Source organism: Clostridia bacterium (assembly GCA_017438525.1).
Classification (GTDB): Bacteria; Bacillota; Clostridia; order Oscillospirales; family RGIG8002; genus RGIG8002.
Genome location: JAFRVI010000014.1, coordinates 1 through 21,838, shown reverse-complemented (window position 1 = coordinate 21,838; position 21,838 = coordinate 1). Strand labels below are relative to the sequence as shown.

Here is a 21,838-nt window from a genome sequence, read left to right as displayed (position 1 = left end):
ATTATCTACCTCCAACCATAATGCGGCAGCGGATGTCCGGGCCGCCCATGCCGACGGGCATCGGCTGTTTCTTTCCGCACATTCCGGAGCAGGTCCAGTCCATGCGGTCGGAGACCATGTCCGCGGTCTTGAGCATCTCGAAGGCGACTCCGGTAATGGTGGTGTCGAAGATCGCGCGGCCTTTCTTGCCGTTCTTTATCTCGTAGCCGAAGGGGATGCCGAACATGAATTCGCCGGTCGTGTCCGCCTGGCCGTTGTTGGTTGTCATAAAGTAGTAGCCGTCGTCGACGGAGGCGATCATGTCCTCGAGCTTGTCCGTTCCGGAAAGGATCGCGGTGTTGCGCATACGGATCAGCGGCTCGTCCATGAAGGAATAGGCGCGCGCGTTGCCGTGCGGCTTCATGCCGAAGTGCTCGGCGGTCTCGCGGCTGTTCATGTAGCCGACGAGGATGCCCTTGTCGATAATCAGCTCGTCCTCGGCGGGAGTGCCTTCGTCGTCGACGTAGATCGGCAGCGGCGCGGCGCCCTGCGGCGTCGTGTGCGCGTAGTCGACGAGGGTGATCTTGTCGGAGGCGACGCGCTTGTTCAGCATCGGGCCCGCGACGGAGCCGCCGAGCACGAGGTCCGCCTCGGTCGTGTGTCCTACGGCCTCGTGCGCGAGTATGCCGGCCACCTCCGCGCCGAGTATGCAGGTGTGGACTCCCGCGTCGGCGTAGACGCCCTCGCGCTTCTCCATCAGGCGCGTATAGAGCCGGTCGACGAAGGGGTAGAGCAGGGCGGGGTCGGTGAAGTTGTCCGCGAAACCGCCGAAACCGCCGGCCACGTCGTAGAGCTCGACGGTGACGCCCGCGTCCGTTTCGGCGGAGAAGTCGAGGTAGATGAAGGCGCGCGGCATCAGCGAGTGGCTGTCATAGCCGTTGTCGACGCGGAGCAGCTTCTCCATCGAGTCGCAGCGGACGGAGATGGTGCGGCCGGTGAGCTTCGGGCAGTTCGCGGCGATATACTCGTCGAGCTGACGGGCGAAGTCGATCATCACCGACTGCGGAACGTCGTCGTACGGCTTGGCGGTGTCGACGCCCGAGCAGGGCAGGAGGGGCAGCGCGCCCTTGCCCTTGCCGGCGTGCGCGTCCATAAAGGCGGCGTTCTCGGTGGCGGCCTTCAGCACGGCGGCGACGCGGTCCTCGCTCGTTTCGCTGTCGGCGGCGAAGCCGTAGACGCCCCCGCGGTAGACGCGGGCGCTGACGCCGGAGTTTTCGGTGCGGCTGTTGGATACGAGGTTGCCGGAGAGAAGCCCGACGGCGCGGCGCGTGTTGCGGTGGAGCCGCAGCTCGGTGTGCGCGTCGGGATCGAAGCCGGAGCGGAACGGGGTTATGATGTCGTTGAGCATAAGGTTGTGTTTTCCTTTCGTTGCAGAGTGAGGATGTATGCCGATGATTTGCAAGCTGCGCTTGCATGATTTGACGTCTTTGACGTCATGATTTGCGCCTGCGGCGCATGATTTGTCGCGCTCCGCGCGACATAATTGTTCAAATTGCCTGCGGCAATTTGTTCCTTAATGCCGCCTGCGGCGGCAAATCATGATTGCGAAGCAATCAAATCACGGCGAAGCCAAATCATGCGAGCCGCAAGGCGAGCAATTCATTTTATTACAGAGTTTCTTCCAGTCCGACAGCGACTCTCAGTATCGCGAGCGCGTCGGCGACCGTTACGCTTCCGTCGCCGTCGACGTCGGCGGCTTCATCGGCTTCGGCGAGCTTCGCCGCCATGCGCAGCGCGCGGAGCGCGTCGGAAACGGTGACTTCTCCGTCGCCGTCAAGGTCGCCCCTGACCGGAGGCACGGAGTGCTCGATCTTGAAGGCGTAGACAAGCGTCGCGCCGTCGCAGGGGAGCATGAATACGTGCCAGCCGTCCGCGGTCACGGGCGTTCCGGCGGCGTAGGGCTGATTGTCGAGCCGCGCCTGAAGTTCGGCGGGCTCCCAGGTGATCGCGGGGGCGTCCTCGTTCGTCAGGTCGTAGACGCGGCCGTCCTCGACGCCGTATATGACGGGCATGACCGCCTTGCCGACGGTGAACTGCACGCCCGCCATACGCCAGCCGTTAAAGGCGATGAGCATATGCTTGCCGTTGCCGATAGGAGTCCCCTCGGCGTAGGGCTCGCCGTCGAGCGTTATCGACTCGGCGTTGGTGAAGGTCGGCTCGGGCGCCTCGCCCGCTTCGTACTGCTTCTGATGCTCAACTCCGTCTATGACGGGCGAGTCGAAGGCGGGGAGGTTCGTGGCGCCGGTGCTGCGGACGTCCTCGTTCAGATCGCGGTAGGCGATCGCGCCGGAGACTATCGCGGGCGTGACGTAGGCGGAATCGGTGATCGCGGTCATTTCCGCCTCGTAGTAGTCGAGGATCTTATTCAGCACGACGTTGCCCGTATTCGCCTGACGGAGCATATCCACACGGTTGAGCTGCTCGAGCGCGGGGAGGAGCACCCGAATGTCGTAGCCGTTCATGAGGTCGTCATTGAACGCCTTGATCGCGTCGGCGTCCAGAGCTTTTGACTCGAGACTCGCGGTGAAGATGACGCCGTCAAGGCGGTTTTCGCCGTCGGGATCGGAGCCGATGCCGAATTTGGCGTTGCGGTTATAGTTGATATTGCCGGTCAGCGCTTCGGACGCGACGGCCTCGCCGTCGAGCCAGAGGGTGAACGCGCTGCCGTTATAGGTGGCCGCCGCGTTGCAGACCGCGCCGAGCGGGACGGCGGTTTCGGAAACGATGTCGAGGTCGGTCTTGTCCGACTTGTTGACGGTGGCGCAGAGCTTGCCGTCCTCGTTCAGCCAGAGCTTGACGCCGCCGTTGTTGTAGCAGGAAATCAGCGTCTGCTCGGCTCCGAAGCGGTTGACGGTGAAGACGGCCTCCAGCGTCAGCTTGTTCCGGACCAGCATATAGTAGGTGTTGCTCATCGTGACGGTGAGCTTCGAGTTTTCGCCGGGGATGAAGGCGAACTTGTCGTTGACCTTCCCGACGCTGCCGCCGGTGCGCTTGACCTCAAGCGCGCTGACGGCGTTGCGCGCCTCGCCGGAGGCGAAGTCGACGGTGAAGAGCTTGCCGCGCGTGAAGGCGGGTATCTGCTTCTGCTTGACGGAGGCGAATTCGTAAACAAGCGGCTCGCCCCGCTTGCCGAAGGATTCGATCGGCGTTATTTCGAGCCGGTAGAGCGCGTATTCCTCCGCGACGTTCTGGAAGGTCCAGCTGACCGTCTTCGACATGTTTTCGAGCCCCTTGTAGAAGTCGGAGAATATCAGTATGTCGCTCACCGGACCGGCGGATTCGTTCTTGTAGAGCTTCAGCCCGTAGGAGTGGACGAAGTCGTCGTGGTGCGCGGCGTCGAAGGTGACGGTGATATTGCTGCCGGACATGCTGGCTTCGACGGCGGCGTTCGGCGCGAAGTAGGGCGCGGTGCGGGAGTCCGCGCGTGCGTCGGTGTATCTGAAGGTGGATTTCTGCAGCGGCAGGTCGAGCACCCACTTATCCTTTATCTGCTTGCCGGTAGCGGCCTTGACGCGGGTTATCTCGATGCGGTCGGAGTATATCTCAAGGTAGAGGTACTGCTTCGCCTGATCCGCTTCGGGAGGCACGGAGCCGTTGGCTTTTCCGTATTCGAGCTCGGTGTAGGCGAGGGAGGAGGTGCCTACCGCCGTGAAGTCGCCCTGCCAGATCGAGCGCTCGTCCTCCAGGACGGCGTGGGAGTGGCCGGAGAAGTGCACGGCGTTCGGGTAGTCCTCGATTATGCCGCAGAGGAAGTCGTTGCACCAGTTGGCGTCGGGGCCGCTGGCGTAGACGGTGTTTTTGACGTGCTGATGCGTGACGACGAATATCGGCTGTCCCTCGGGGGTGTCGGCCTTCGCGGCGTTCAGCTCCGTGCGGGCGAAGGTCTTTTCGCCGATGCCGTAGTTGCCGTTGGTGGCGGTGCCGAGCGCCGGGTTGGCGGAGATGACTATGAAGTGATAGCCGCCGATGACGAGGTGCTTGTTCGGCTCGCCGAAGTACTGACGGTAGACGTTCAGCGTGTTGTCGGACCAGATATCGTGGTTGCCGGGGACCGCGACGAGCGGAACATCCTCGCCTATGATGGAGTTGTATTGCTGCACGAAGTAGGAATAGACGGTCTCGGGGTTGCTGTCCGCGATGTCGCCGACGTCTATGACGGCGTCGACTCCGTGGTCGGCGAAGTAGTGCATCGCGGATATGGTGGCCTCCATATTCGCGCCCGTGGTGCCGGCGAGCTGATGGTCGCCCATTATGCCCATGCGGAAGACGGGCTGTTCCTCGGCGGTCTCGGCTTCCGCCGCGAAGACGGCGGGGACCATGCCCGCGAGCATGCAAAGAGAAAGCAGGAGAGCGAAAAATTTCTTCATAATCATTACGTCCTTTCTGCAATGAAATTTCAACAGATATATTATAACATCGGGAGCGGGCTATGTCAATGGAAATAATAGCGCCGCGGGCGAACGCGGGGCGAGTGTACGGCGCTGTCATTCCGAGGAGGCGAAGCCGACGGGGAATCCCCCGGGCGAACGCAGGGCGTTCGCAGGTAACAGTGAATAGGTAAGGAACAAATCGCGAAGCGATTTGAACGAAAAACGTTCGCCGCAGGCGAACTCATAACTCTAAACCCTAAACTGTAAACTCCTCGCGTCAGCGAGGTTCGATGGATCCCACGCCGAGAGAAGACGCCTTCGGCGTCACAGTTCAGAATTTAGAACCGTGATGCGGCTGCGCCGCAGTTATGAGCCGCCTTCGGCGGCGTTAAGGAGCGAATCGCCGCGCGGTATTCGGTATGAAAACGGCGCGCAATTTTCCTTTATCCGCTACTTGATATTTTCCGAAACGTCTGTTATAATATACTGTGTATAAATGGGAAAGTGTCAGAAAGGGGCGTTGCGCCGTCACGAAAAGGGCGAGTCGCCCCGCCCTTCCCACTTATATCAAAAGCGGAGCGTACGCGTCCGCTTACCATTAGCAGATTACGCGCCGGAGCCGCCTCCGGTTACCGCGTCCGCGCCCGCGGGGATCCCCGCCGCGGACGGAAAACGAAAGGAGCAGCGCAAATGAGAGTCGCACCGTCGCTTATTTCAGCGGATTTCGCCCGCTTGGGCGAGGAGCTGGAAAATATCCGCGCGCTCGGGCTCGACGCCGTACACCTCGACGTTATGGACGGGGCGTTCGTGCCGAATATGACCTTCGGGCAGGTGCTTATAAAGTCGCTTCGCCGCGTGAGTGCGCTCTGCTTCGACACCCACCTTATGATAGAGAAGCCGGGGCGCTACATCGACGACTTCATCGCCGCCGGCAGCGATATCATCACGATACATATTGAGGCGACCGACGACCCCGCCTCCGACCTTCGCCGCATACGCGAAGCGGGCGTGCTCGCGGGCGTTTCGGTCAAGCCGAAGACGCCGGTTTCCGCGCTTGAGCCATACCTCGACGATATCGACCTTATCCTCGTGATGACCGTCGAGCCGGGCTTCGGCGGGCAGGGCGCGATCCCCGAATGCATAAAAAAGATCGCCGAGGCGAAGGCGCTCGTCGGCGGCAGGAATATCATTATCGAAGCGGACGGCGGCGCGACCGTGAAGAACGCCGCCGAGTTCCGCGACGCCGGCTGCGGTATGCTCGTCGCCGGCACCGCCTTCTTCAAGGCGGCGGACAGAGCCGAAGCCGTCTCCGCGCTGAAAGCGGAGCAAGCTTCGCAGTGAATAGTGAAGAGTGAAGAGTGAATAGGTAGGGAGCAAATCGGCAGAGCCGATTTGAATGTATCGTGCCGTCCGCTTCGCGTCCGCAATACGTTCAAACTGCGACCGGAGGGAGCGGTTTGGTCCTTAACGTTCGCGGAGCGAACACATCATTTGCGGCAACGCCGCAAGCATCATTACCCGAAGGGTAACATCATTTGCGCCTGCGGCGCGAACATCATCATTACCTCGCGCGCCACTCCCTCAGAAACGCCGCTCTCGCCTCCGTCGGATAGCTCACCTCGCAGAAGTCCCACGCCCGCGCCGCGAGGCGCTCGGCGTCGGCGCAGGGGAGAAAGAGCAGCAGCGTGACGCTCCCGTCCGGATGCGGCGTGAATACCGGCGAAAGCTCCCTATGTATCCGCTCTATCACCGCGCTCGCCGCGGCGAGATCGCGGAAGCGGAGCGCGATCGCGCATTTTCCCTCCCGCGCCGGACGCAGCAGCAGCGCGGCTCCGCGCCCGAGCGCGAAGGCGTCCACCGCGACCCTTGCGGGCGGCGGCAGGAACGCCGCTTTCACCGCTCTCCTCACCGCGCCGCGAAAGCGCGGGCTTTCCGGCGAAACGCCGTCCGGCAGCTCCGCGCCGCGGAGGAACGCCACGGCGCAGCCGTTTATCCTCGTTATTTCCATATCAAAACCCCGTAAAGCGTTATTCGGGCTTCGCCCGTTTAATACAATGATACTAACGCAACAGCAAGTAATCAAGAGGTGATATTTGCCAATGCTCAACAGATTCAGGGGCGGCGTGCATCCGCCCTATAACAAGTCGCCGCAGAACGAGCGCGCGATAATCCCGCTTGAGCCGGGCGAAACGCTGAAGGTGCCGCTGAGCCAGCACATCGGCGCGCCCTGCGTTCCCGTCGTGAACGTCGGGGACGAGGTGCGTCTCGGCCAGGTCATCGGCGAGGTGCCGGAGGGCAAGCTCGGCGCGAGGGTACACTCTCCCGTTTCCGGCAGGGTGGCGGGCTTCGAGATGATCCCGCACCAGTCCGGCGGCTTCTGCAAGTGCGTCGTCATCGAGAACGACGGCAGAGACCTGCTCGATCAGTCCATCCTGCGCGCGCCGCGCGACGTCGACTCCATGACTGCGGAGGAGATATGCGAAGCGGTGCGCCGCGCCGGCATCGTCGGCATGGGAGGCGCGGGCTTCCCGACCGCCGTCAAGATCTCGTCCTGCCGCGGCAAGACGATCGACTACTGCATCGCCAACGGCGCGGAGTGCGAGCCGTACCTTTCCTGCGACGACCGCGTCATGGTCGAGCGTTCCGAGAAGGTCGTCGGCGGCGTGCTCCTGCTTTCCCGCGCGGTCGGCGCGAAGCACACCGTCATCGCCATTGAGAAGAACAAGCCGAACGCGATAAAGTGCATCGAAGCGGCGGCAGCGGCTTCTCCGGGTAACATAACCGTCGTCCGGCTGCCCGTCAAATACCCGCAGGGCGGCGAAAAACAGCTCATCAAAGCGATAATGAACAAGCGCGTCCCGGGAGGCAAGCTTCCGGCGGACGTCGGCGCGGCGATCTTCAACGTGTCGTCCTGCGCCGCCTCCTACGACGCGTGCAGATACGATATGCCGCTGGTGACCACCACCGTGACGGTCGCGGGCAGTTGCGTCAAGTCGCCCGAGAACTTCGAGGCGCGCGTCGGCACGCCCTTCTCGGTGCTGGCTTCGGCGTGCGGCGGCTTCTGCGAGAATCCGGCGAAGGTGATAAGCGGCGGCCCGATGACCGGCGCCGCGCTCAGCACGCTTGAAACGCCCGTCACGAAGACCACCACCGGTCTGATAACCTTCACCGAGGCGGAGGTCAAAGGCGAATACAACGGCGCCTGCATCCGCTGCGGCAAGTGCGTGACCGTCTGCCCGATGAACTTAAGCCCCTTGCTCTTCGCCGCCTACGGCGAGGTCAACAACGTAGACGCGCTGCGCCGCTATCACGTCAAGGACTGCATCGAATGCGGCTGCTGCGCCTACGTCTGCACCGGCCGCGTGCCGCTGCTCGCGCGCATCCGTGCCGGCAAGGCGCGCGTCGCGATAGCGGAGCAGGAGGAAAAAGAAAAAGCCGCGCAGGCGGCGGCAAAGGAGGCGGCGAAATGATCGATAACGAAAACAAGGTCACCGTTTCCGAAAAAATGCTGACCGTCACCCTCCCGCCGCACATCCGCGAGAACGAAGGCACCGCCCGCGTCATGGGCTGCGTGCTGCTCCCGCTGCTCTGCGTCGTCGCGCTTTCAACGTATTACTACGGGCCGCGCGTGGTGATCATCACCGCGATAAGCGTGCTTTCCTGCGTTATCAGCGAATGGCTGTATCAGCGGCTGACGATGAAAAAATGCACGGTCGGAGACCTCTCCGCCGTCGTCACCGGCACGCTGCTGGCGTGCACTCTGCCGCCGTCCATCCCCGTGTGGATGCCGATAGTCGGCGGCGTATTCGCGATAGTCGCCGTCAAACAGGTCTTCGGCGGCATCGGCAGGAACTTCATGAATCCCGCGCTCGCCGCGAGGGCGTTCATGATGCTCTCCTGGCCGGCGTCCTTCACGACCTGGCCTCCGGTGCATACGCGCCTGTCGCTTTTCAGGTCGATGCCCGACCTGATCACCTCCGCGACTCCGCTCGCCTCGCTGAAGGCGGGCGAACAGCCCGCGGAAGACCTGCTCCAGCTCTTCATCGGCGAACGCGCGGGCAGCATCGGCGAGACCGCCGCGGTGATACTCATCGCCGGCGGACTGCTCCTGCTCGTCACGCGCGTGATAACCTGGCACGTCCCCGCGGCGTACATAGGCACGGTCGCGGCGATCGCGCTGATATTCCCCAGAGTTTCCTATATGCCGCTCGGAACGTACGTTCTGACCGAGATAATGTCCGGCGGCGCGCTGCTCGGCGCGATTTATATGGCGACCGACTATTCCACCTCGCCCGTCCACCCCGTCGGCAAGATAATATTCGGCGTCGGGTGCGGCGCGCTGACGATGTTCATGCGCTACAAGGGCAGCGGCCCCGAATCCGTCTGCTTTGCGATCCTCGTGATGAACTGCTTCACCTGGATGATAGACCGCGCCACCGCGCCGGTCCGTCTGCGCGATAACTGGACGAAAATTAAGGCGAAGTTCGCCCGGAAGGGGGCGGCGCGATGAAGATCTTCAAGAATCAGATCCTCAAGCTCTGCGTGTCCCTCTTCGTGATAACGGCGGTCGTTTCGCTCGCGCTCGCGGGCGTAAACGCGCTGACGAAGGACCGCATCGCCGCGCTCGAGGGCGAGACGGAGCTCAACACGATCCGCCAGTTCTACGACTACGACGCGGTCTTCGAGAAGCTCAAGCTCGACGACGGCACCGAATACTTCGCGGCGTATAAGCCCGCTGCCGCTGAGGACGAAACGCCGGCGCCGCAGGAGACGGAGCCCGCCGGCGCGGAGCAGACCTCGGAGGAAAGCTCCGAAACCCCCGCGTCGTCGGAAGCGTCTTCGGAAGCGTCTTCGGAAGCGTCTTCGGAAGCGTCTTCGGAAGAGTCATCGGCTTCGTCCGAAACGTCGTCCGAGCCCGAAACGCCGTCCGAGCCCGAAGCGCCGGCGCAGGATAACGCCTCCGGCGAAAAGGGCGAGCTGCTCGGCTACGCCGTCACGGTCTCCGAGAACGGCTACGGCGGCGAAATAAAGATGCTCGTCTGCTTCGACAAGTTCGGTCAGGTGACCGGCATGGGCGTCATCTCGATGTCCGAGACGAGCGGCGTCGGCACGCGCATCACGGGCGAGGGCTTCTTCGATCAGTTCACCGGCAAGACTGGCCCCTTCAAATTCGTCAAGGGCGCGCCCTCCGGCAAAAACGACATAGCCGCCATCACCGGAGCGAGCATCTCCTCCAAGGCGGCGGTCGGCGCGGTCAACAAGGCGTTCGTCCTGCTGTCCGACCTGTTCATTGAAGGTTAGGGGGCGGCGTTATGAAGAAGAACAATTACGGCAAGATCCTGAAAGACGGGATCATAACACAGAACCCCGTGCTCGTGCAGGTGCTCGGAATGTGCCCGACGCTCGCGGTCTCCACGCGGCTGATGAACGGCCTCGGCATGGGAGCCGCGGTAACGGCGGTGCTTATCTGCTCCAACCTGTTCATATCCCTGCTGCGCAAGGTCATCGACAAGCGCATCAGGATCGCCTCCTTCATCGTCATAATCGCGGGATTCGTGACGATGGTCGAAATGCTCATGAAGGCCTTTATGCCCTCGCTCTCCGAGAGCTTGGGCGTCTATATCCCGCTGATAGTCGTCAACTGCATAATCCTCGCCCGCGCGGAAGCGTTCGCGAGCCGCAACAGGCCTCTGCCGTCGGTCGTCGACGGCCTCGCCTGCGGACTCGGCTTCACCGGCGCGATATGCATAGTTTCAACGATCCGCGAGGTGCTCGGCACAGGCGCGCTGCTCGGCTACGATTTCAAGCTCATCCCGCCGATAATGATATTCGGCCTCGCGCCCGGCGGACTGCTTGTGCTCGGCTTCGTCATGGCGTTCTGCGCCTGGATAAGCAAGCGCCGCAAGGCGAAGGCGGCTCCCGCCGGAGAAGCGGCGGCCGCGCCCGAAGAAGCAAAGGCGGAAAAACCGGCGGAGCCGGAGATCAGGCCCGCCGCGAAGGAGCCGCAGCTTGAGAAAGCAACGGTCAAGCCGCTTATAACGGTAGTGGAAACGAAGGCCGCGGAAGCGGCTGAGGAGATAGCCCCCGCCGAGGCCTCCCCTGTGCAAGGGGAGGTGTCGCCGCAGGCGACGGAGGGGTTGTTGACTTCCGATAAGCCGCAGCCCGCGGAAGAGGCGGAATCCGCCGATACCGAACTGCTGAAGACCGAAGGGGATTCCTCGTCGGCTTCGCCTCCCCGGAATGACAGCGAACCCGCGGCCGAACCCGCTCCTTCTGTCATCCTGAGCGAGCGAAGCGAGTCGAAGGATCTCACGCCTCCTTCTGTCATCCTGAGCCCGCAGGGCGAAGGATCCCCCGCTGAAAGCAGCCGTGAGGAAGAAACGGACACCTCATCCGTCACGGACGCCGGCGCGTCCGCGACACCTTCCCCTCGAGGGGAAGGCTTACCCGCCTCCGACGAAATAACCTACGCCTCCGAAGAGGAGCGCGAAGCGGCGCTCGCCGAGGCGCTCCGCTACTTCGGCGGAGTCGATACGGAAACGCCCGCCGAGGCCTCCCCTGTGCAAGGGGAGGTGCCGCCGCAGGCGGCGGAGGGGTTGTTGACTTCCGAAACGCCCGCGCCCGCGGAAGCGGCGGACTCTGTCATCCCGGACCCGCAGGGCGAAGGATCCCCCGCCGATACCGGCGCTCCGCAGACCGAAGGGGATTCCTCGTCGGCGCCGGAGACGCCTCCTCGGAATGACAGCGTTTCCAGGCCCGAAGCGAAACCCGCCGCGAACACCCAACTCACCTTCGACACGGAGGAGGACGGCCTCGAGCCGCCGTCCTTCATGACGGAGCCGGTGACGCGTCCGCGCGATAAGAAGGAGGGACGTTAGTTATGGCAAAGCTTATTCCCATAATCCTCGGCGCGATACTGATAGAGAACTACGTTCTCGTGCGTTTTATGGGCATGTGCCCCTTCCTCGGCGTATCCAAAAATACGAAGACCGCGTTCGGCATGGGATGCGCGGTCATATTCACGATAACGATATCCTCGGCGGTGACCTACGCGCTGAACACCTACGTCCTCAAGCCGCTGAATATCGAATACCTGCAGACGATCGCGTTCATCCTCGTCATCGCGTCCATGGTGCAGCTCGTCGAGCTTGCGCTGGCGAAGTTCATTCCCGCGCTCTACGAAGCGCTCGGCATCTACCTGCCGCTGATAACGACGAACTGCGCCGTGCTCGGCTCCGCGCTGCTCGCGGTGCAGAGGGAGTATAACTTCCTCGAGAGCGTCGTCTTCGGATTCTCCGTCGCGCTCGGCTTCATGCTCGTGTTGGTGATATTCTCCACCATCCGCGAGCGCATAGATATGAGCAACGTGCCGGAGTCCTTCAAGGGCCTGCCCTCCACCCTGATCGCCGCGGCGCTCGTGTCGCTGGCGTTCATGGGCTTCAGCGGCCTGGCGCTGTAAGGGGGTAGTAATATGAAAGAACTGCTCATACCCTTCGCCGTCATCGGCGCGATCGGCGCCTTCTTCGGCCTGATGCTCGGCGTCGCCGCTAAGTTCTGGAAGGTCGAGAAGGACGAGCGCATCGACCGCATCCTCGGCCACCTTCCCGGCGCGAACTGCGGCGGCTGCGGCTTCTCCGGCTGCGGCGCCTTCGCGGAAGCGGTCGTCAAGGGCGACGCGTCCTGCGACGGCTGCAAGGTCTGCGACGAGGACGCGCATAACAATATCCACGAAATAATGGGCGTCAGCGGCGGCGAATACAAGCCGCACGCCTCCTGCGTCGCCTGCCACGGCACCTCCGCGAAGCAGCGCCAGGAGTTCAAGGGCGCGCTCGACTGCCTCTCCGTCGCGAAGATCGGCGGCGACAAGCTCTGCCCCTACGCCTGCATCGGCCTCGGCAGCTGCGTGCAGTCCTGCAAGTTCGACGCCATACACGTCGTCAACGGCGTCGCCGTCGTGGACGACGAAAAATGCACCGCCTGCGGCGCCTGCGTCCGCGCCTGCCCGAAGCGCCTGATAAAGATCCAGCCGAAGGACAGCGTCTTCGTCGGCTGCTCCTCCCGCGACGCCGGCAAGCGCGTCCGCGAGCTCTGCGACCGCGGCTGCATCGGCTGCCGCATCTGCGAAAAGACCTGCGAGCACGACGCGATCCACGTTGTCGACAACCTCGCGGTCATAGATCAGTCCAAGTGCACCGCCTGCGGCAAGTGTATAGAGAAGTGCCCCAAGAAAGTCCTCATGCGGGCTTAAAGCGGTGATTTTCGGCGCTTTAACGCGGTGCCTTCCGGCAGAGCGAACCGTAGGGACGAGCATTGCTCGTCCGCGCGTTCACGCCGCGCGTCGTGTTCGTCAACCGCAGGGGACGCTCTTGATTGCCTGCGTATTCACGCACTCACGCCTGTCATCCCGAGCGAAGCGAGGGACCCCACACCGTAAGCAGACGCCTGCGGCGTCAGTTTAGAGTTTAGAACTATGATGCGGCTGCGCCGCAGTTATGAGCTGCCTTCGGCAGCGTTTAAGGAACAAATCGCTACGCGATTTGAACGATAAGCGTTCGCCTCCGGCGAACTCATAACTGTAAACTCTAAACTGTAAACTCCTCGCGTCAGCGAGATTCGGGGGATTCCTCGTCGGCGGCTTCGCCGGCTCCTCGGAATGACAGAGCGGTGCCTTCCGGCAGAGCAAACCGTAGGGACGAGCATTGCTCGTCCGCGCGTTCACGCCGCGCGTCGTGTTCGTCAACCGCAGGGGCGATTATCAATCGCCCGCAAACGCTTCCGTCAGTACCCGTGCGGCAACATAAAAGCGGGCTTCGCCCGCTGCCCGCGCATTAACGTTCGGCGTATCAAAAGGAGAAACCATTGGCATACCGTAACAGCTACAACTACAAAGGCGGATCGAAGAAGGTCAGAGACTCCCGCCGCGTCAAGCGCGGACTGCGCATCGCGGGGTGGACGGTGCTTTGGCTCTTCGTCGGCATGCTCGTGACGCACCTTATATTCTCCGTCGCGTCAAAGACGAAAAAGACGGTCGGCGAGCTCGCCAGCGAGGGCATCGCGCCGATAACGACCCGCATGGACGAAGTCAATTCGCAGCTCGTTCCGGCCTGCTGGCTGGGCGGCGACTTCACCGATTCCTATAAAACCGACGAGCTTATCGCCCTGCTCAAACGCAAGGGAATTACCGAGGCGGTGCTGGATATCAAGCCGGAGAGCGGTATGCTCGCCTATGCCAGCGATCTGCAGACCGCAAGGCGCCTCGACGCCGTTCCGGAGGGCGCTCCGGAGCTCGGCCGCATAATAGTGAAATTCAAGAACGCGGGCATAAAGACCATCGCGCGCCTTTCGCTCTACGTCGACGACGTCGCGGCGACCGATCTGAAGCATTGCGCCGTGGAATCCCGCGAGGTGACCGAGACCGAGACCGACGAGGAGGGCAACGAGACCACCGTCGTCCGCAACGAGAAGGTCGACGCGCTCTGGCATGACAGAAGCGGTCACGCATGGCGCAGCCCGTTCGACCCCGACGCCGTCGAATACTGCGGCGAACTGATCGCCGAGCTCGCGCAGGGCGGAGTCGACGCGGTGCTGATCGACAACGTCCGCTTCCCGAACGCCGGCGACGGCGACGACGGCTCCGTCGTCTTCCCCGAGGAAGAATCCGCCGAATTGCCGCGCGCGGGTGCGCTGCGTCAGAATATTTCAACACTCCGCTCCGCCGCGCAGTCTGCGGGCGTGAGGTTCTGCGTCGCGCTCGACGCGCAGTACTGCTGCGGCGAGCAGGACGCCCGCGCGGGCATAAGCTTCAACGTCTTCGATCTGAAGGCGGACGTCGTCTGCCCGAAGGTCGTCGTCAGCCGCCTCGAAGCGGACGGCGTCACGTCCGTCGGCACATACACCTTCGACAGCACCGCCGGCGCGGACGTTGCGCAGCTGATGGAGGCGTTCTGCGCCGGTTTGCGCATGGTGCAGGGCGCGGTCGACGAACCGCCCGCGGCGATGCCCGTCATCCAGGCGTACGCCGACTCCCTGCGCCCCGCCTTCGTGCCGGAGGATATGAAGACGCAGTTCGGCGTGCTGAACAAAAACCTCATAAACGGCAGAATAATCTACGGGCCGTCCGAGGAGCTTGACCGGCTCCTCCCCGACGCCTGATAAACAGTTGATATCCACCGCAGGAAAACAAGGAGGAAAACGATATGAAAAAACTGATTTCCGTACTGCTTGCGCTGACGATGTGCACGGCGGTCTTCGCCGGCGCGGCGCTGACCGTCTCCGCCGACGCGGAGTTCGACCGCCTGATAAACTCCATAGGCGGCGATCTCACGTTCGTCAACGACGTGGAGCACCCGTGGGTACAGGATACGATCTCGATCGGCAAATACGGCGTTTCGTCGGGAAACACCGGCGTCGATTCGTCGTCCTCGACAGTGAGCACGACGGCGACCTTTGAGGAGGCGCAGGGGATATACTTCACATGGCGCGTTTCGTCGCAGCAGAAGTGGGATTACCTCGCCTTCAGCGTGGACGGAGTCGAAAAAGCGCGCATCAGCGGCGATTTCGGGCCGGAAAGCCGCGCCTTCGCGGTCGAGCCGGGTGAGCACGTCCTCGCCTGGACCTACGTCAAGGACGAGGCGTATTCCCTCTATGAAGACAAAGGGTATCTCGACGACGTTTACGTCGATAACTACTCCGCCTCCGCGGGGAACATAGACTCGCTGCTTGCACCCGACGGATCGCTCGCGTTCGTCAACGACGCCGCTGAACCGTGGGTCGCGGACGGTGCGTCTTCGGCCAGAAGCGGCAACGCCGGAAAGAGCGCGTCCGAATCCGCGGTCGAGCTCGCCGCGGAGCTTGAAGCGGGCAAGGTGCTCTCGTTCAATTGGGGAGTCAGCAGCGAAAAGAGCCACGATTTCCTCGCTTTCGAGGTCAACGGTGAAGAGATCGCCGCGATCTCCGGCGAAGTCGCCTACCCGACGGCGTATACATACGTCGCGCCCGAGGCGGGCGAATACGTCTTCCGCTGGGTATACCGCAAGGATACGCTTAACGACTTCGGCTCCGACTGCGGAAAGCTCGGCGGCGTGAGGGTCAGCGATCCCGTCGCCGCCACCGGAATCATGACGGTGAAAAACACCGGTCTTGCCGCAGGCAAGACGCTGAAGCTTTCATACGCGATGCGCCCGACGACCGCGACGAACCGCACCGTAACGTGGTCGAGCGATAACGAATCCGTCGCCACGGTAGGCGCCGACGGCGTCGTCACCGGCGTTTCCGCCGGAACGGCGAACGTCACCGTGACCACCGCGGACGGCGGCTTCACCGCGACCTGCGCGCTCACCGTTACCCCCTTCGCGGGCGACTACGAATACTACGTCGACGCCGACGCGGGCAACGACCGCAACAACGGCAAGACCGCGGCCTCGGCGTTCCGCACGTTGAGCAAGGCGTATTCCGTCATTATCGCCAACGCCGGCCCCGGCGCGGCCGTCAAGCTCATTCTCACCGGCGCCTTCGAGGTCCGCGAGGAATTGAGGATATTCGATAAAGAAGTCAATATCGTTTCCGCCGTCGGCACCGCGTCGATCAAGCGCGCCCCCGGCTATAAAGGGCCGCTCTTCCGCGTCAACGCGGGCGGCCGCCTCCGCTTCGGCGGCACCGAGGAAGGCGCGAACCGCCTCGTCGCAGGCAATTCCTCCGCCGACGCGCCCTGCGTGCTCGTCGACGGCGGCGAGCTGATAATCAACCGCAACGCGGAGATAAGCGGCAACAGCAGTTCCGTTTCCGGCGCCGGCGTCTACGTCAAGACCGGCTCCTTCACGCTGAACGGCGGCAGTATCGCGAACAACACGACCGCGCGCTACGGCGGCGGCGTCTACGCCGAAGCCGGCTCCGTCACCGTGCTCGACGGCTCCGTCAGCGGCAACACCGCTTCGATCTACGGCGGCGGCGCGTATATCGCGACCGCGGTCGAGCACTCGATAGACGAAGCGCTCGTCAGCGGCAACACCGCCGATAACTTCAACGAGATATGCTACGGCGAAGCGCCCGCGGCGCCCGTCGTTTCCGGCGTCGAGGACGGCGCGGAGTATTCGCTCGACGAATACCCCTCCGGCGTCAGCGCGTCCTGGACTTCGCAGGAGCCCGCGACGGCGACGCTGAACGGCGAGCCCTACGAGCAGGGAACTCCGATAACGGAAGAGGGCGACTACGTGCTGACCGTCACCGACGGCTTCAGCGTAGTCACGGTCGCGTTCACGCTTTATACTCCGGTTCAGGATCCCGTCCGCGCTTACGCCTATATCTCCGACAGCGCGAGCGGCGGGACCGGCTTCGTCGGATTCGATATCTTCGGCGGCTCGGAGCCCCTGGATTTCGGCGACGTTCAGCATCCGGTCGCGGCGGCGGAATTCGTCGCCGATACGTTCTACGGATATTCCGAGGACGGATATTTCTTCACTCTGCCGCCGGATTACCCCGACGAGGGATCGCCTTTCCGGTACGTTTCCTGGAGCGACGAGCCCGTCATTACGGACTACACCGTGCTCGATATGACATACAGCTACGTCCACCGCACGTTTATCGTGCTTCTTGCGGACGATGATAACGCCCGCTTCGTCGCGCCCGTCGATCCGGAAACCGGCGAACCCTACGGCATAGTCCCGATCCTCGTCGAGGAGGGCGACGCGCCCATGCTCATGACTGTCGCCGCCGATATGAACGGCGCGTTCTACGCTATCGGCGCGGGCGACGAAGCCGCGCTCTGGACGGTCACCGGCGAGAGCGAAGACGGAGCGGTCGTCGGCAAGCTCTTCGACCTCGGCGTCGAGGCGTACTACCTGCAGTCGATGACCTTCGACAGAAGCACCGGCCGTCTCTTCTGGGCGCAGTGCGGCAGAGAGTCCGGCGGCATTTATGAGATAGACGTTGAGAACGAGACCTGCGCGCTCATCGGCGCGCCCGTCGGCGCCGACGCCGAGCTGACCGCATTCGTCATCCCCTACAGCGTCGACGTCACTACGGAGCACGTCACCGAGGACGGCCGCTTCATCTACACGCTGCTGCCCGCGGGCGGCGCGGAGATCGTCGGCTACGTCTTCAAAAACGACGCCGGCGAGCCGAACTTTGAGAAGTTCGACGACGACACCTTCCTCGTGGAAGTTCCCGGCGAGGTCGACGGCTATACCGTGCTTTCGATAGGCAAATACGCCTTCCGCGACCGCTCGGTCGGAGAGGATCCCGCCGCGTATATGCAGATAGGCAGGGCAGTTCTGCCGGAGAGCGTTGAAACCGTCGGCTACGGCGCCTTCCGCGGCTGCGTGTCGCTCAAGGAGATCGAGTTCGGCGGGCAGGAGCACGAGATCGGCGACTACGCCTTCTACCAGTGCCGCTCGCTGACGGACGTCAACATCCCGTGGCCGACCGAGACGATCGGCTACGGAGCGTTCTCGGAATGCGCCGGACTTGAGAAGGTCACCGTCAGCGGCCCGACCGAAAACTTCGGCGATTACGTCTTCTATAACGTTCCCGAGAACTTCGAGCTGTGGGGACACTGGCCGTCCGCGGCCTACGATTACGCGCTGGCGAACAACCTGACCTTCCGCGACCTCGATCCTTATGAAGCGCCCGTCGTTTCCGGCGTCGAGGAGGGCGGCAGATACGCGCTTTCCGAGCTGCCCGACGGCGTCGCGATCACCTGGACAGCGATGCGCGTCGAGTCCGCCGCGCTGGACGGCGAGGCGTACGAGGAGGGAACTCCGATAACCGCGCTCGGCGACCACGTCTTCACGATAACCGACGGCAGAACGGAAGTCTCCGTCAGCTTCACCATCGTCGAGACGGCGTATATGAAGGGCGACTTCAACGGCAACGGCAAGATCGAGGTAGACGACGCGCTCGCCGCGCTCCGCATAGCCGCGAAGCTGGCTGCGGAAACGCCCGAAGCGATCGCGATAGGCGACATCGACGGCAACGGCAAGGTCGAGGTCGACGACGCGCTGGCTATACTCCGCGTCGCCGCGAAGCTGGCCGACCAGAGCAGTCTGGGATAACGTAAAAGCGGGTCTTTTCGGCCCTTTTCGGCTTGTCGTCCTCGGCAGGCATCGCCGACCAGAGCAGTCTGGGATAACGCGGCAACAAGTTCAGATCGCTCCGCGATCGGCTCCTCAATTATCCGTTACGCACCGCGCGTCTGCGCGGTGCGTATATCGGGGTGTGGCGCAGTTGGTAGCGCACTTGCTTTGGGAGCAAGATGCCGCGAGTTCGAGTCTCGCCACTCCGACCATGCAAAAGAGCGATGCGAATGCATCGCTCTTTTGCAATGCTCCCGGATCCGCGATCCCGGGCGATGATCACAAAAACCTCTTTCGTCACGCGCGAAAGAGGTTTTATTATATTGCAACTTATATTGCAAACAGCCGGGATATATGTTATAATAATTTTATTACCGAAAAAGAGCGCGAAGCTGTGAAACGGATCGTGAAGAGACCGAAGCGCCGCGCTGAAAGGCGGAAAAATGGATAATCAAAACGACGTCGCCGTGCTCGCGGCGAACAGAGAAAAAACGATAGTCAGAACGAGCGTTGTCGGCATTGCCGCCAACGTGCTTCTCGTCGCGTTCAAGGCGTTTGTCGGGATCGTTTCCAACTCGATCGCCGTGATACTCGACGCGGTCAACAACCTTTCCGACGCGCTTTCGTCCGTCGTTACGATCATCGGCGCGAAGCTCGGCGCGAAGCAGCCGGACAAAAAGCACCCGCTCGGCTACGGCAGGATCGAATACCTCAGCTCGATGATAGTCGCCGCGCTCGTGCTCTACGCGGGTATAACCGCGCTCGTGGAGTCGGTGAAAAAGATAATAACGCCGGAAGCGGCTGAATACAGCACGGTTTCGCTCATAATCATCTCGGTCGCGATCGTCGTCAAGCTGCTGCTCGGGATGTACGTGAAACGGCAGGGGAAGAAGGTCAACTCCGGCGCGCTCGTCGCCTCCGGTTCGGACGCGCTCTTCGACGCGGTGCTTTCCGCGTCGGTGCTCGCCTCGGCGGCGGTATTTCTCATCTGGGGCGTGTCGCTTGAAGCGTACGTCGGCGTCGTGATAGCGCTCTTCATCATCAAGGCCGGCGTCGAAATGATGATCGAGACCGTCAACGACGTCATCGGCAAGCGCGAGGACGCGGAAACGAGCCGCGAGCTGAAGCGCATCATCTGCGAGGAGGAAGCGGTGCTCGGCGCCTACGACGTGACGCTTTTCAACTACGGACCGAACAAAAACTACGGCTCGGTCCATATCGAGCTGCCGGATACCATGAAAGTTGACGAGGTCGACAGGATAACGCGCAAGATACAGATAGACGTTTATCAGAAGACCGGCATCATCCTTACCGGCATCGGCGTCTATTCCTTCAACACCTCCGATGACGAGGCGGCGCGGATGCGCAACGCCGTGCAGAAGATCGTTATGTCGCACGAATGGGCGCTGCAGCTTCACGGGTTCTACGCCGATACGGAGAAGAAGACCATCCGCTTCGACGTCGTCGTCAGCTTTGACGTCGACCGCAGGGGAGCTATGGAGACGCTGTATAAAGAGATCTGCGAGCTGTATCCGGATCACGAGATAACGATAGTGCCGGACGTTGACGTCGCGGATTAGCGGCGGGCGCGGCATTTTCACGTCACGAGGTCCATCCCCTCCATACGCTTCGCGTGCTCGGCGCCGGTGGATATGATATATATCCGCGTGGTGTTCACGCTTGAATGGCCGAGGATATCCGCGAGGGTGGAGATGTCGTGCTCCTTTTCGTAAAACGCGCGCGCGAAAAGGTGGCGCAGGTTGTGGGGGAACACTTTCTGCGGAGGTATCTGCGCCTCGGCGCAGAGCTTTTTCATCCTGCGCCAGATGTTGCTGCGGTCGAGCGGCTTGCCGGTGCGCGTGCGGAAGACGGGGCCGCGGTTCACGCCGTTTTCCTCCGCGTAGCGCAGCAGCTTTTCGCGCAGCGCGGAGACGATGAAGATTTTGCGCGTCTTGCCCTTGCAGTTGACCTGTGCCTCGCCGCTTCTGACGGCCTCTACGGTGACGTATTCCAGCTCGCTGATGCGGATGCCGGTGCAGCAGACGGTCTGGAGCAGCAGCGCGGAGCGTCCGTCGGAATCGCGCTCCGCGGCGGCGACGAGCCGCAGGTACTCATCCCGCGTCAGCTCGGCGCTTTCGGAGCGGTAGATCTCCTTCTGCACGCGAAACTGCCTCACACACAGGTCGCCGCGGCCGGCGAAGCGGAGCAGCGCGTTGACCGCCGCAAGCATCGAGTTCGCGCTCGCCGGCGGATATCTGCGGATGAGCTCCCCCTTGTAGGCGAGCACGAGTTCGCGGTCGGGCGTGCGCTCGCCGGCGAAGCGCAGGAAGCGTCCTGCGTCGTGCAGGTATTTCTCCCGCGTGCGCTCGCTTTTCTCCTCCCTGCGCATATTCTCCGCGAAGCGCCGGAGCAGATCCTCGCTTATTATCGTTTTTTTCATTTTTCCGAAACCTCCCGTAATGTATTTCCCGACAGGGTGACTATATTCTACGCTTTACCGCAAATAATGTAAAATTCGGTTGCAATTACCATGCTGATGTGGTATTATACCGGTATGAATTCACGCGAATTTCTGAAAACGGAAGTGAGAAGATGAGCTTATCCGACAGCGCCCTCGGCCGCGTCGAATCAGCGCGCAGATCGGTTCTTGTCGTTGACGACGAACTTATCAACAGAATCATGCTCGGCGCTATTCTCGAAAAGGATTACGACGTCGTTTTGGCCGAAAACGGCGCGCAGGCGCGCGATGTGCTTGAGGAACGCGGCGAAACGATCTCCATAGTGCTGCTCGATCTGATGATGCCCGTTATGGACGGCTACGAGCTGCTCGAGATCATGAGGGCGGATCCGAAGATGCGCCACATCCCCGTCATCGTCGCGACCTCGGAGCGCGAAGCCGAGGTCCGCAGTCTCGAAATGGGCGCCGCGGACTTCATCGAGAAGCCGTACAACGCGCCGGAGGTCATCCTCGCGCGCGTCCGCCGCTCGATCGAGCTCGCCGAGGACGCCAGCATAATCAGCGCGACCGAGACGGACCCCCTCACGGGACTTTATATCAAACAGTTCTTCCTCGAATACTGCGGCAGGGCGGATCTCTACGCGCAGGATAAGCTTATGGACGCCGCCGTGCTGAATATAAACCGCTTTCACCTGATCAACGAGCTGTGCGGCCAGGAGGCAGGAGACAAAGCGCTCGTCGCTCTCGCCCGGCATCTCCGCTCGATCGCCGTTGAAGTCGGCGGCTTCGCCGGCAGGGGAGACGCGGATACCTTCTACCTCTATCTGCCGCACCGCGACGACTACGTCGATATCCTCAACGGCGCGGGCGCGGTTCTGACGGAGGCGCTTCCGGATACGCAT

15 protein-coding genes and 1 tRNA gene are annotated in these 21,838 nt (G+C 62.3%); 12 read left to right on the top strand and 4 right to left on the bottom strand.

What is annotated here, in order from left to right; all coding sequences use genetic code 11:
* Nucleotide 1: 1 nt before the first annotated feature.
* Nucleotides 2-1,387: a TldD/PmbA family protein gene (locus IJL83_01315; GenBank protein MBQ6552247.1), complete on the bottom strand. Its 1,386-nt coding sequence runs from the start codon at nt 1,385-1,387 to the stop codon at nt 2-4.
* 259 nt (nt 1,388-1,646) lie between these two features.
* Nucleotides 1,647-4,406, bottom strand: a complete 2,760-nt coding sequence (locus IJL83_01310; protein ID MBQ6552246.1) for a metallophosphoesterase — start codon at nt 4,404-4,406, stop codon at nt 1,647-1,649.
* 693 nt (nt 4,407-5,099) lie between these two features.
* Between IJL83_01310 and rpe the strand changes: the two genes are divergently transcribed.
* Nucleotides 5,100-5,750 carry a ribulose-phosphate 3-epimerase gene (gene rpe / locus IJL83_01305; protein ID MBQ6552245.1) on the top strand — a complete coding sequence of 217 codons (651 nt, stop codon included), beginning with the start codon at nt 5,100-5,102 and terminating at the stop codon, nt 5,748-5,750.
* 220 nt (nt 5,751-5,970) lie between these two features.
* On the opposite strand, the gene IJL83_01300 is transcribed toward rpe, so the two are convergent.
* Entirely contained in the window at nt 5,971-6,417 is a 447-nt protein-coding gene (locus IJL83_01300) for a hypothetical protein (protein ID MBQ6552244.1), read from the bottom strand.
* A 91-nt stretch (nt 6,418-6,508) separates the two neighbouring features.
* Here IJL83_01300 and rsxC point away from each other — a divergent pair, with 91 nt between their 5' ends.
* From rsxC to IJL83_01250, 10 genes are all read left to right on the top strand, one after another.
* Nucleotides 6,509-7,879 carry an electron transport complex subunit RsxC gene (gene rsxC / locus IJL83_01295; protein MBQ6552243.1) on the top strand — a complete coding sequence of 457 codons (1,371 nt, stop codon included), beginning with the start codon at nt 6,509-6,511 and terminating at the stop codon, nt 7,877-7,879.
* 35 nt (nt 7,880-7,914) lie between these two features.
* Entirely contained in the window at nt 7,915-8,919 is a 1,005-nt protein-coding gene (locus IJL83_01290; GenBank protein ID MBQ6552242.1) for an RnfABCDGE type electron transport complex subunit D, read from the top strand.
* A complete protein-coding gene (locus IJL83_01285) occupies nt 8,916-9,710 on the top strand; it encodes an FMN-binding protein (GenBank protein ID MBQ6552241.1) in 795 nt (264 codons plus the stop codon). The genes IJL83_01290 and IJL83_01285 overlap by 4 nt, the downstream gene beginning before the upstream one ends.
* An 11-nt stretch (nt 9,711-9,721) precedes the next feature.
* Nucleotides 9,722-11,287: an electron transport complex subunit RsxE gene (gene rsxE / locus IJL83_01280; protein ID MBQ6552240.1), complete on the top strand. Its 1,566-nt coding sequence runs from the start codon at nt 9,722-9,724 to the stop codon at nt 11,285-11,287.
* 2 nt (nt 11,288-11,289) lie between these two features.
* Nucleotides 11,290-11,868 (top strand): electron transport complex subunit RsxA, encoded by a 579-nt coding sequence (gene rsxA / locus IJL83_01275; GenBank protein MBQ6552239.1) that lies wholly within the window; start codon nt 11,290-11,292, stop codon nt 11,866-11,868.
* A gap of 12 nt (nt 11,869-11,880) precedes the next feature.
* Nucleotides 11,881-12,657, top strand: coding sequence for an RnfABCDGE type electron transport complex subunit B (locus IJL83_01270; GenBank protein MBQ6552238.1), 777 nt, complete (start codon nt 11,881-11,883; stop codon nt 12,655-12,657).
* Between the two features lie 611 nt (nt 12,658-13,268).
* Complete coding sequence (locus IJL83_01265) at nt 13,269-14,561, top strand: hypothetical protein (GenBank protein MBQ6552237.1); 1,293 nt, start codon at nt 13,269-13,271, stop codon at nt 14,559-14,561.
* 44 nt (nt 14,562-14,605) lie between these two features.
* The gene (locus IJL83_01260; GenBank protein MBQ6552236.1) at nt 14,606-18,457 is read left to right on the top strand and encodes a leucine-rich repeat protein; all 3,852 of its coding nucleotides are present in this window, start codon (nt 14,606-14,608) and stop codon (nt 18,455-18,457) included.
* A gap of 157 nt (nt 18,458-18,614) precedes the next feature.
* Nucleotides 18,615-18,690, top strand: a tRNA-Pro gene (locus tag IJL83_01255).
* 231 nt (nt 18,691-18,921) lie between these two features.
* A complete protein-coding gene (locus IJL83_01250) occupies nt 18,922-20,058 on the top strand; it encodes a cation transporter (GenBank protein MBQ6552235.1) in 1,137 nt (378 codons plus the stop codon).
* 17 nt (nt 20,059-20,075) lie between these two features.
* Here the strand turns inward: IJL83_01250 and IJL83_01245 are convergent, their stop codons facing one another.
* Nucleotides 20,076-20,918 carry a tyrosine-type recombinase/integrase gene (locus IJL83_01245; protein ID MBQ6552234.1) on the bottom strand — a complete coding sequence of 281 codons (843 nt, stop codon included), beginning with the start codon at nt 20,916-20,918 and terminating at the stop codon, nt 20,076-20,078.
* Nucleotides 20,919-21,070: 152 nt separating this feature from the next.
* Here IJL83_01245 and IJL83_01240 point away from each other — a divergent pair.
* Nucleotides 21,071-21,838: response regulator (locus tag IJL83_01240; GenBank protein MBQ6552233.1), on the top strand; the 768-nt coding region annotated here is incomplete at its 3' end.

Bases quoted from the DNA above. Each gene is read 5' to 3' on its own strand.
- IJL83_01250 (MBQ6552235.1), top strand. From the start codon at position 18,922: ATGGATAATCAAAACGACGTCGCCGTGCTCGCGGCGAACAGAGAAAAA.
- IJL83_01245 (MBQ6552234.1), bottom strand. From the start codon at position 20,918: ATGAAAAAAACGATAATAAGCGAGGATCTGCTCCGGCGCTTCGCGGAG.
- rsxE (MBQ6552240.1), top strand. From the start codon at position 9,722: ATGAAGAAGAACAATTACGGCAAGATCCTGAAAGACGGGATCATAACA.
- rsxA (MBQ6552239.1), top strand. From the start codon at position 11,290: ATGGCAAAGCTTATTCCCATAATCCTCGGCGCGATACTGATAGAGAAC.
- IJL83_01310 (MBQ6552246.1), bottom strand. From the start codon at position 4,406: ATGAAGAAATTTTTCGCTCTCCTGCTTTCTCTTTGCATGCTCGCGGGC.
- IJL83_01300 (MBQ6552244.1), bottom strand. From the start codon at position 6,417: ATGGAAATAACGAGGATAAACGGCTGCGCCGTGGCGTTCCTCCGCGGC.
- IJL83_01315 (MBQ6552247.1), bottom strand. From the start codon at position 1,387: ATGCTCAACGACATCATAACCCCGTTCCGCTCCGGCTTCGATCCCGAC.
- IJL83_01270 (MBQ6552238.1), top strand. From the start codon at position 11,881: ATGAAAGAACTGCTCATACCCTTCGCCGTCATCGGCGCGATCGGCGCC.
- rsxC (MBQ6552243.1), top strand. From the start codon at position 6,509: ATGCTCAACAGATTCAGGGGCGGCGTGCATCCGCCCTATAACAAGTCG.
- IJL83_01290 (MBQ6552242.1), top strand. From the start codon at position 7,915: ATGCTGACCGTCACCCTCCCGCCGCACATCCGCGAGAACGAAGGCACC.
- IJL83_01285 (MBQ6552241.1), top strand. From the start codon at position 8,916: ATGAAGATCTTCAAGAATCAGATCCTCAAGCTCTGCGTGTCCCTCTTC.
- rpe (MBQ6552245.1), top strand. From the start codon at position 5,100: ATGAGAGTCGCACCGTCGCTTATTTCAGCGGATTTCGCCCGCTTGGGC.
- IJL83_01260 (MBQ6552236.1), top strand. From the start codon at position 14,606: ATGAAAAAACTGATTTCCGTACTGCTTGCGCTGACGATGTGCACGGCG.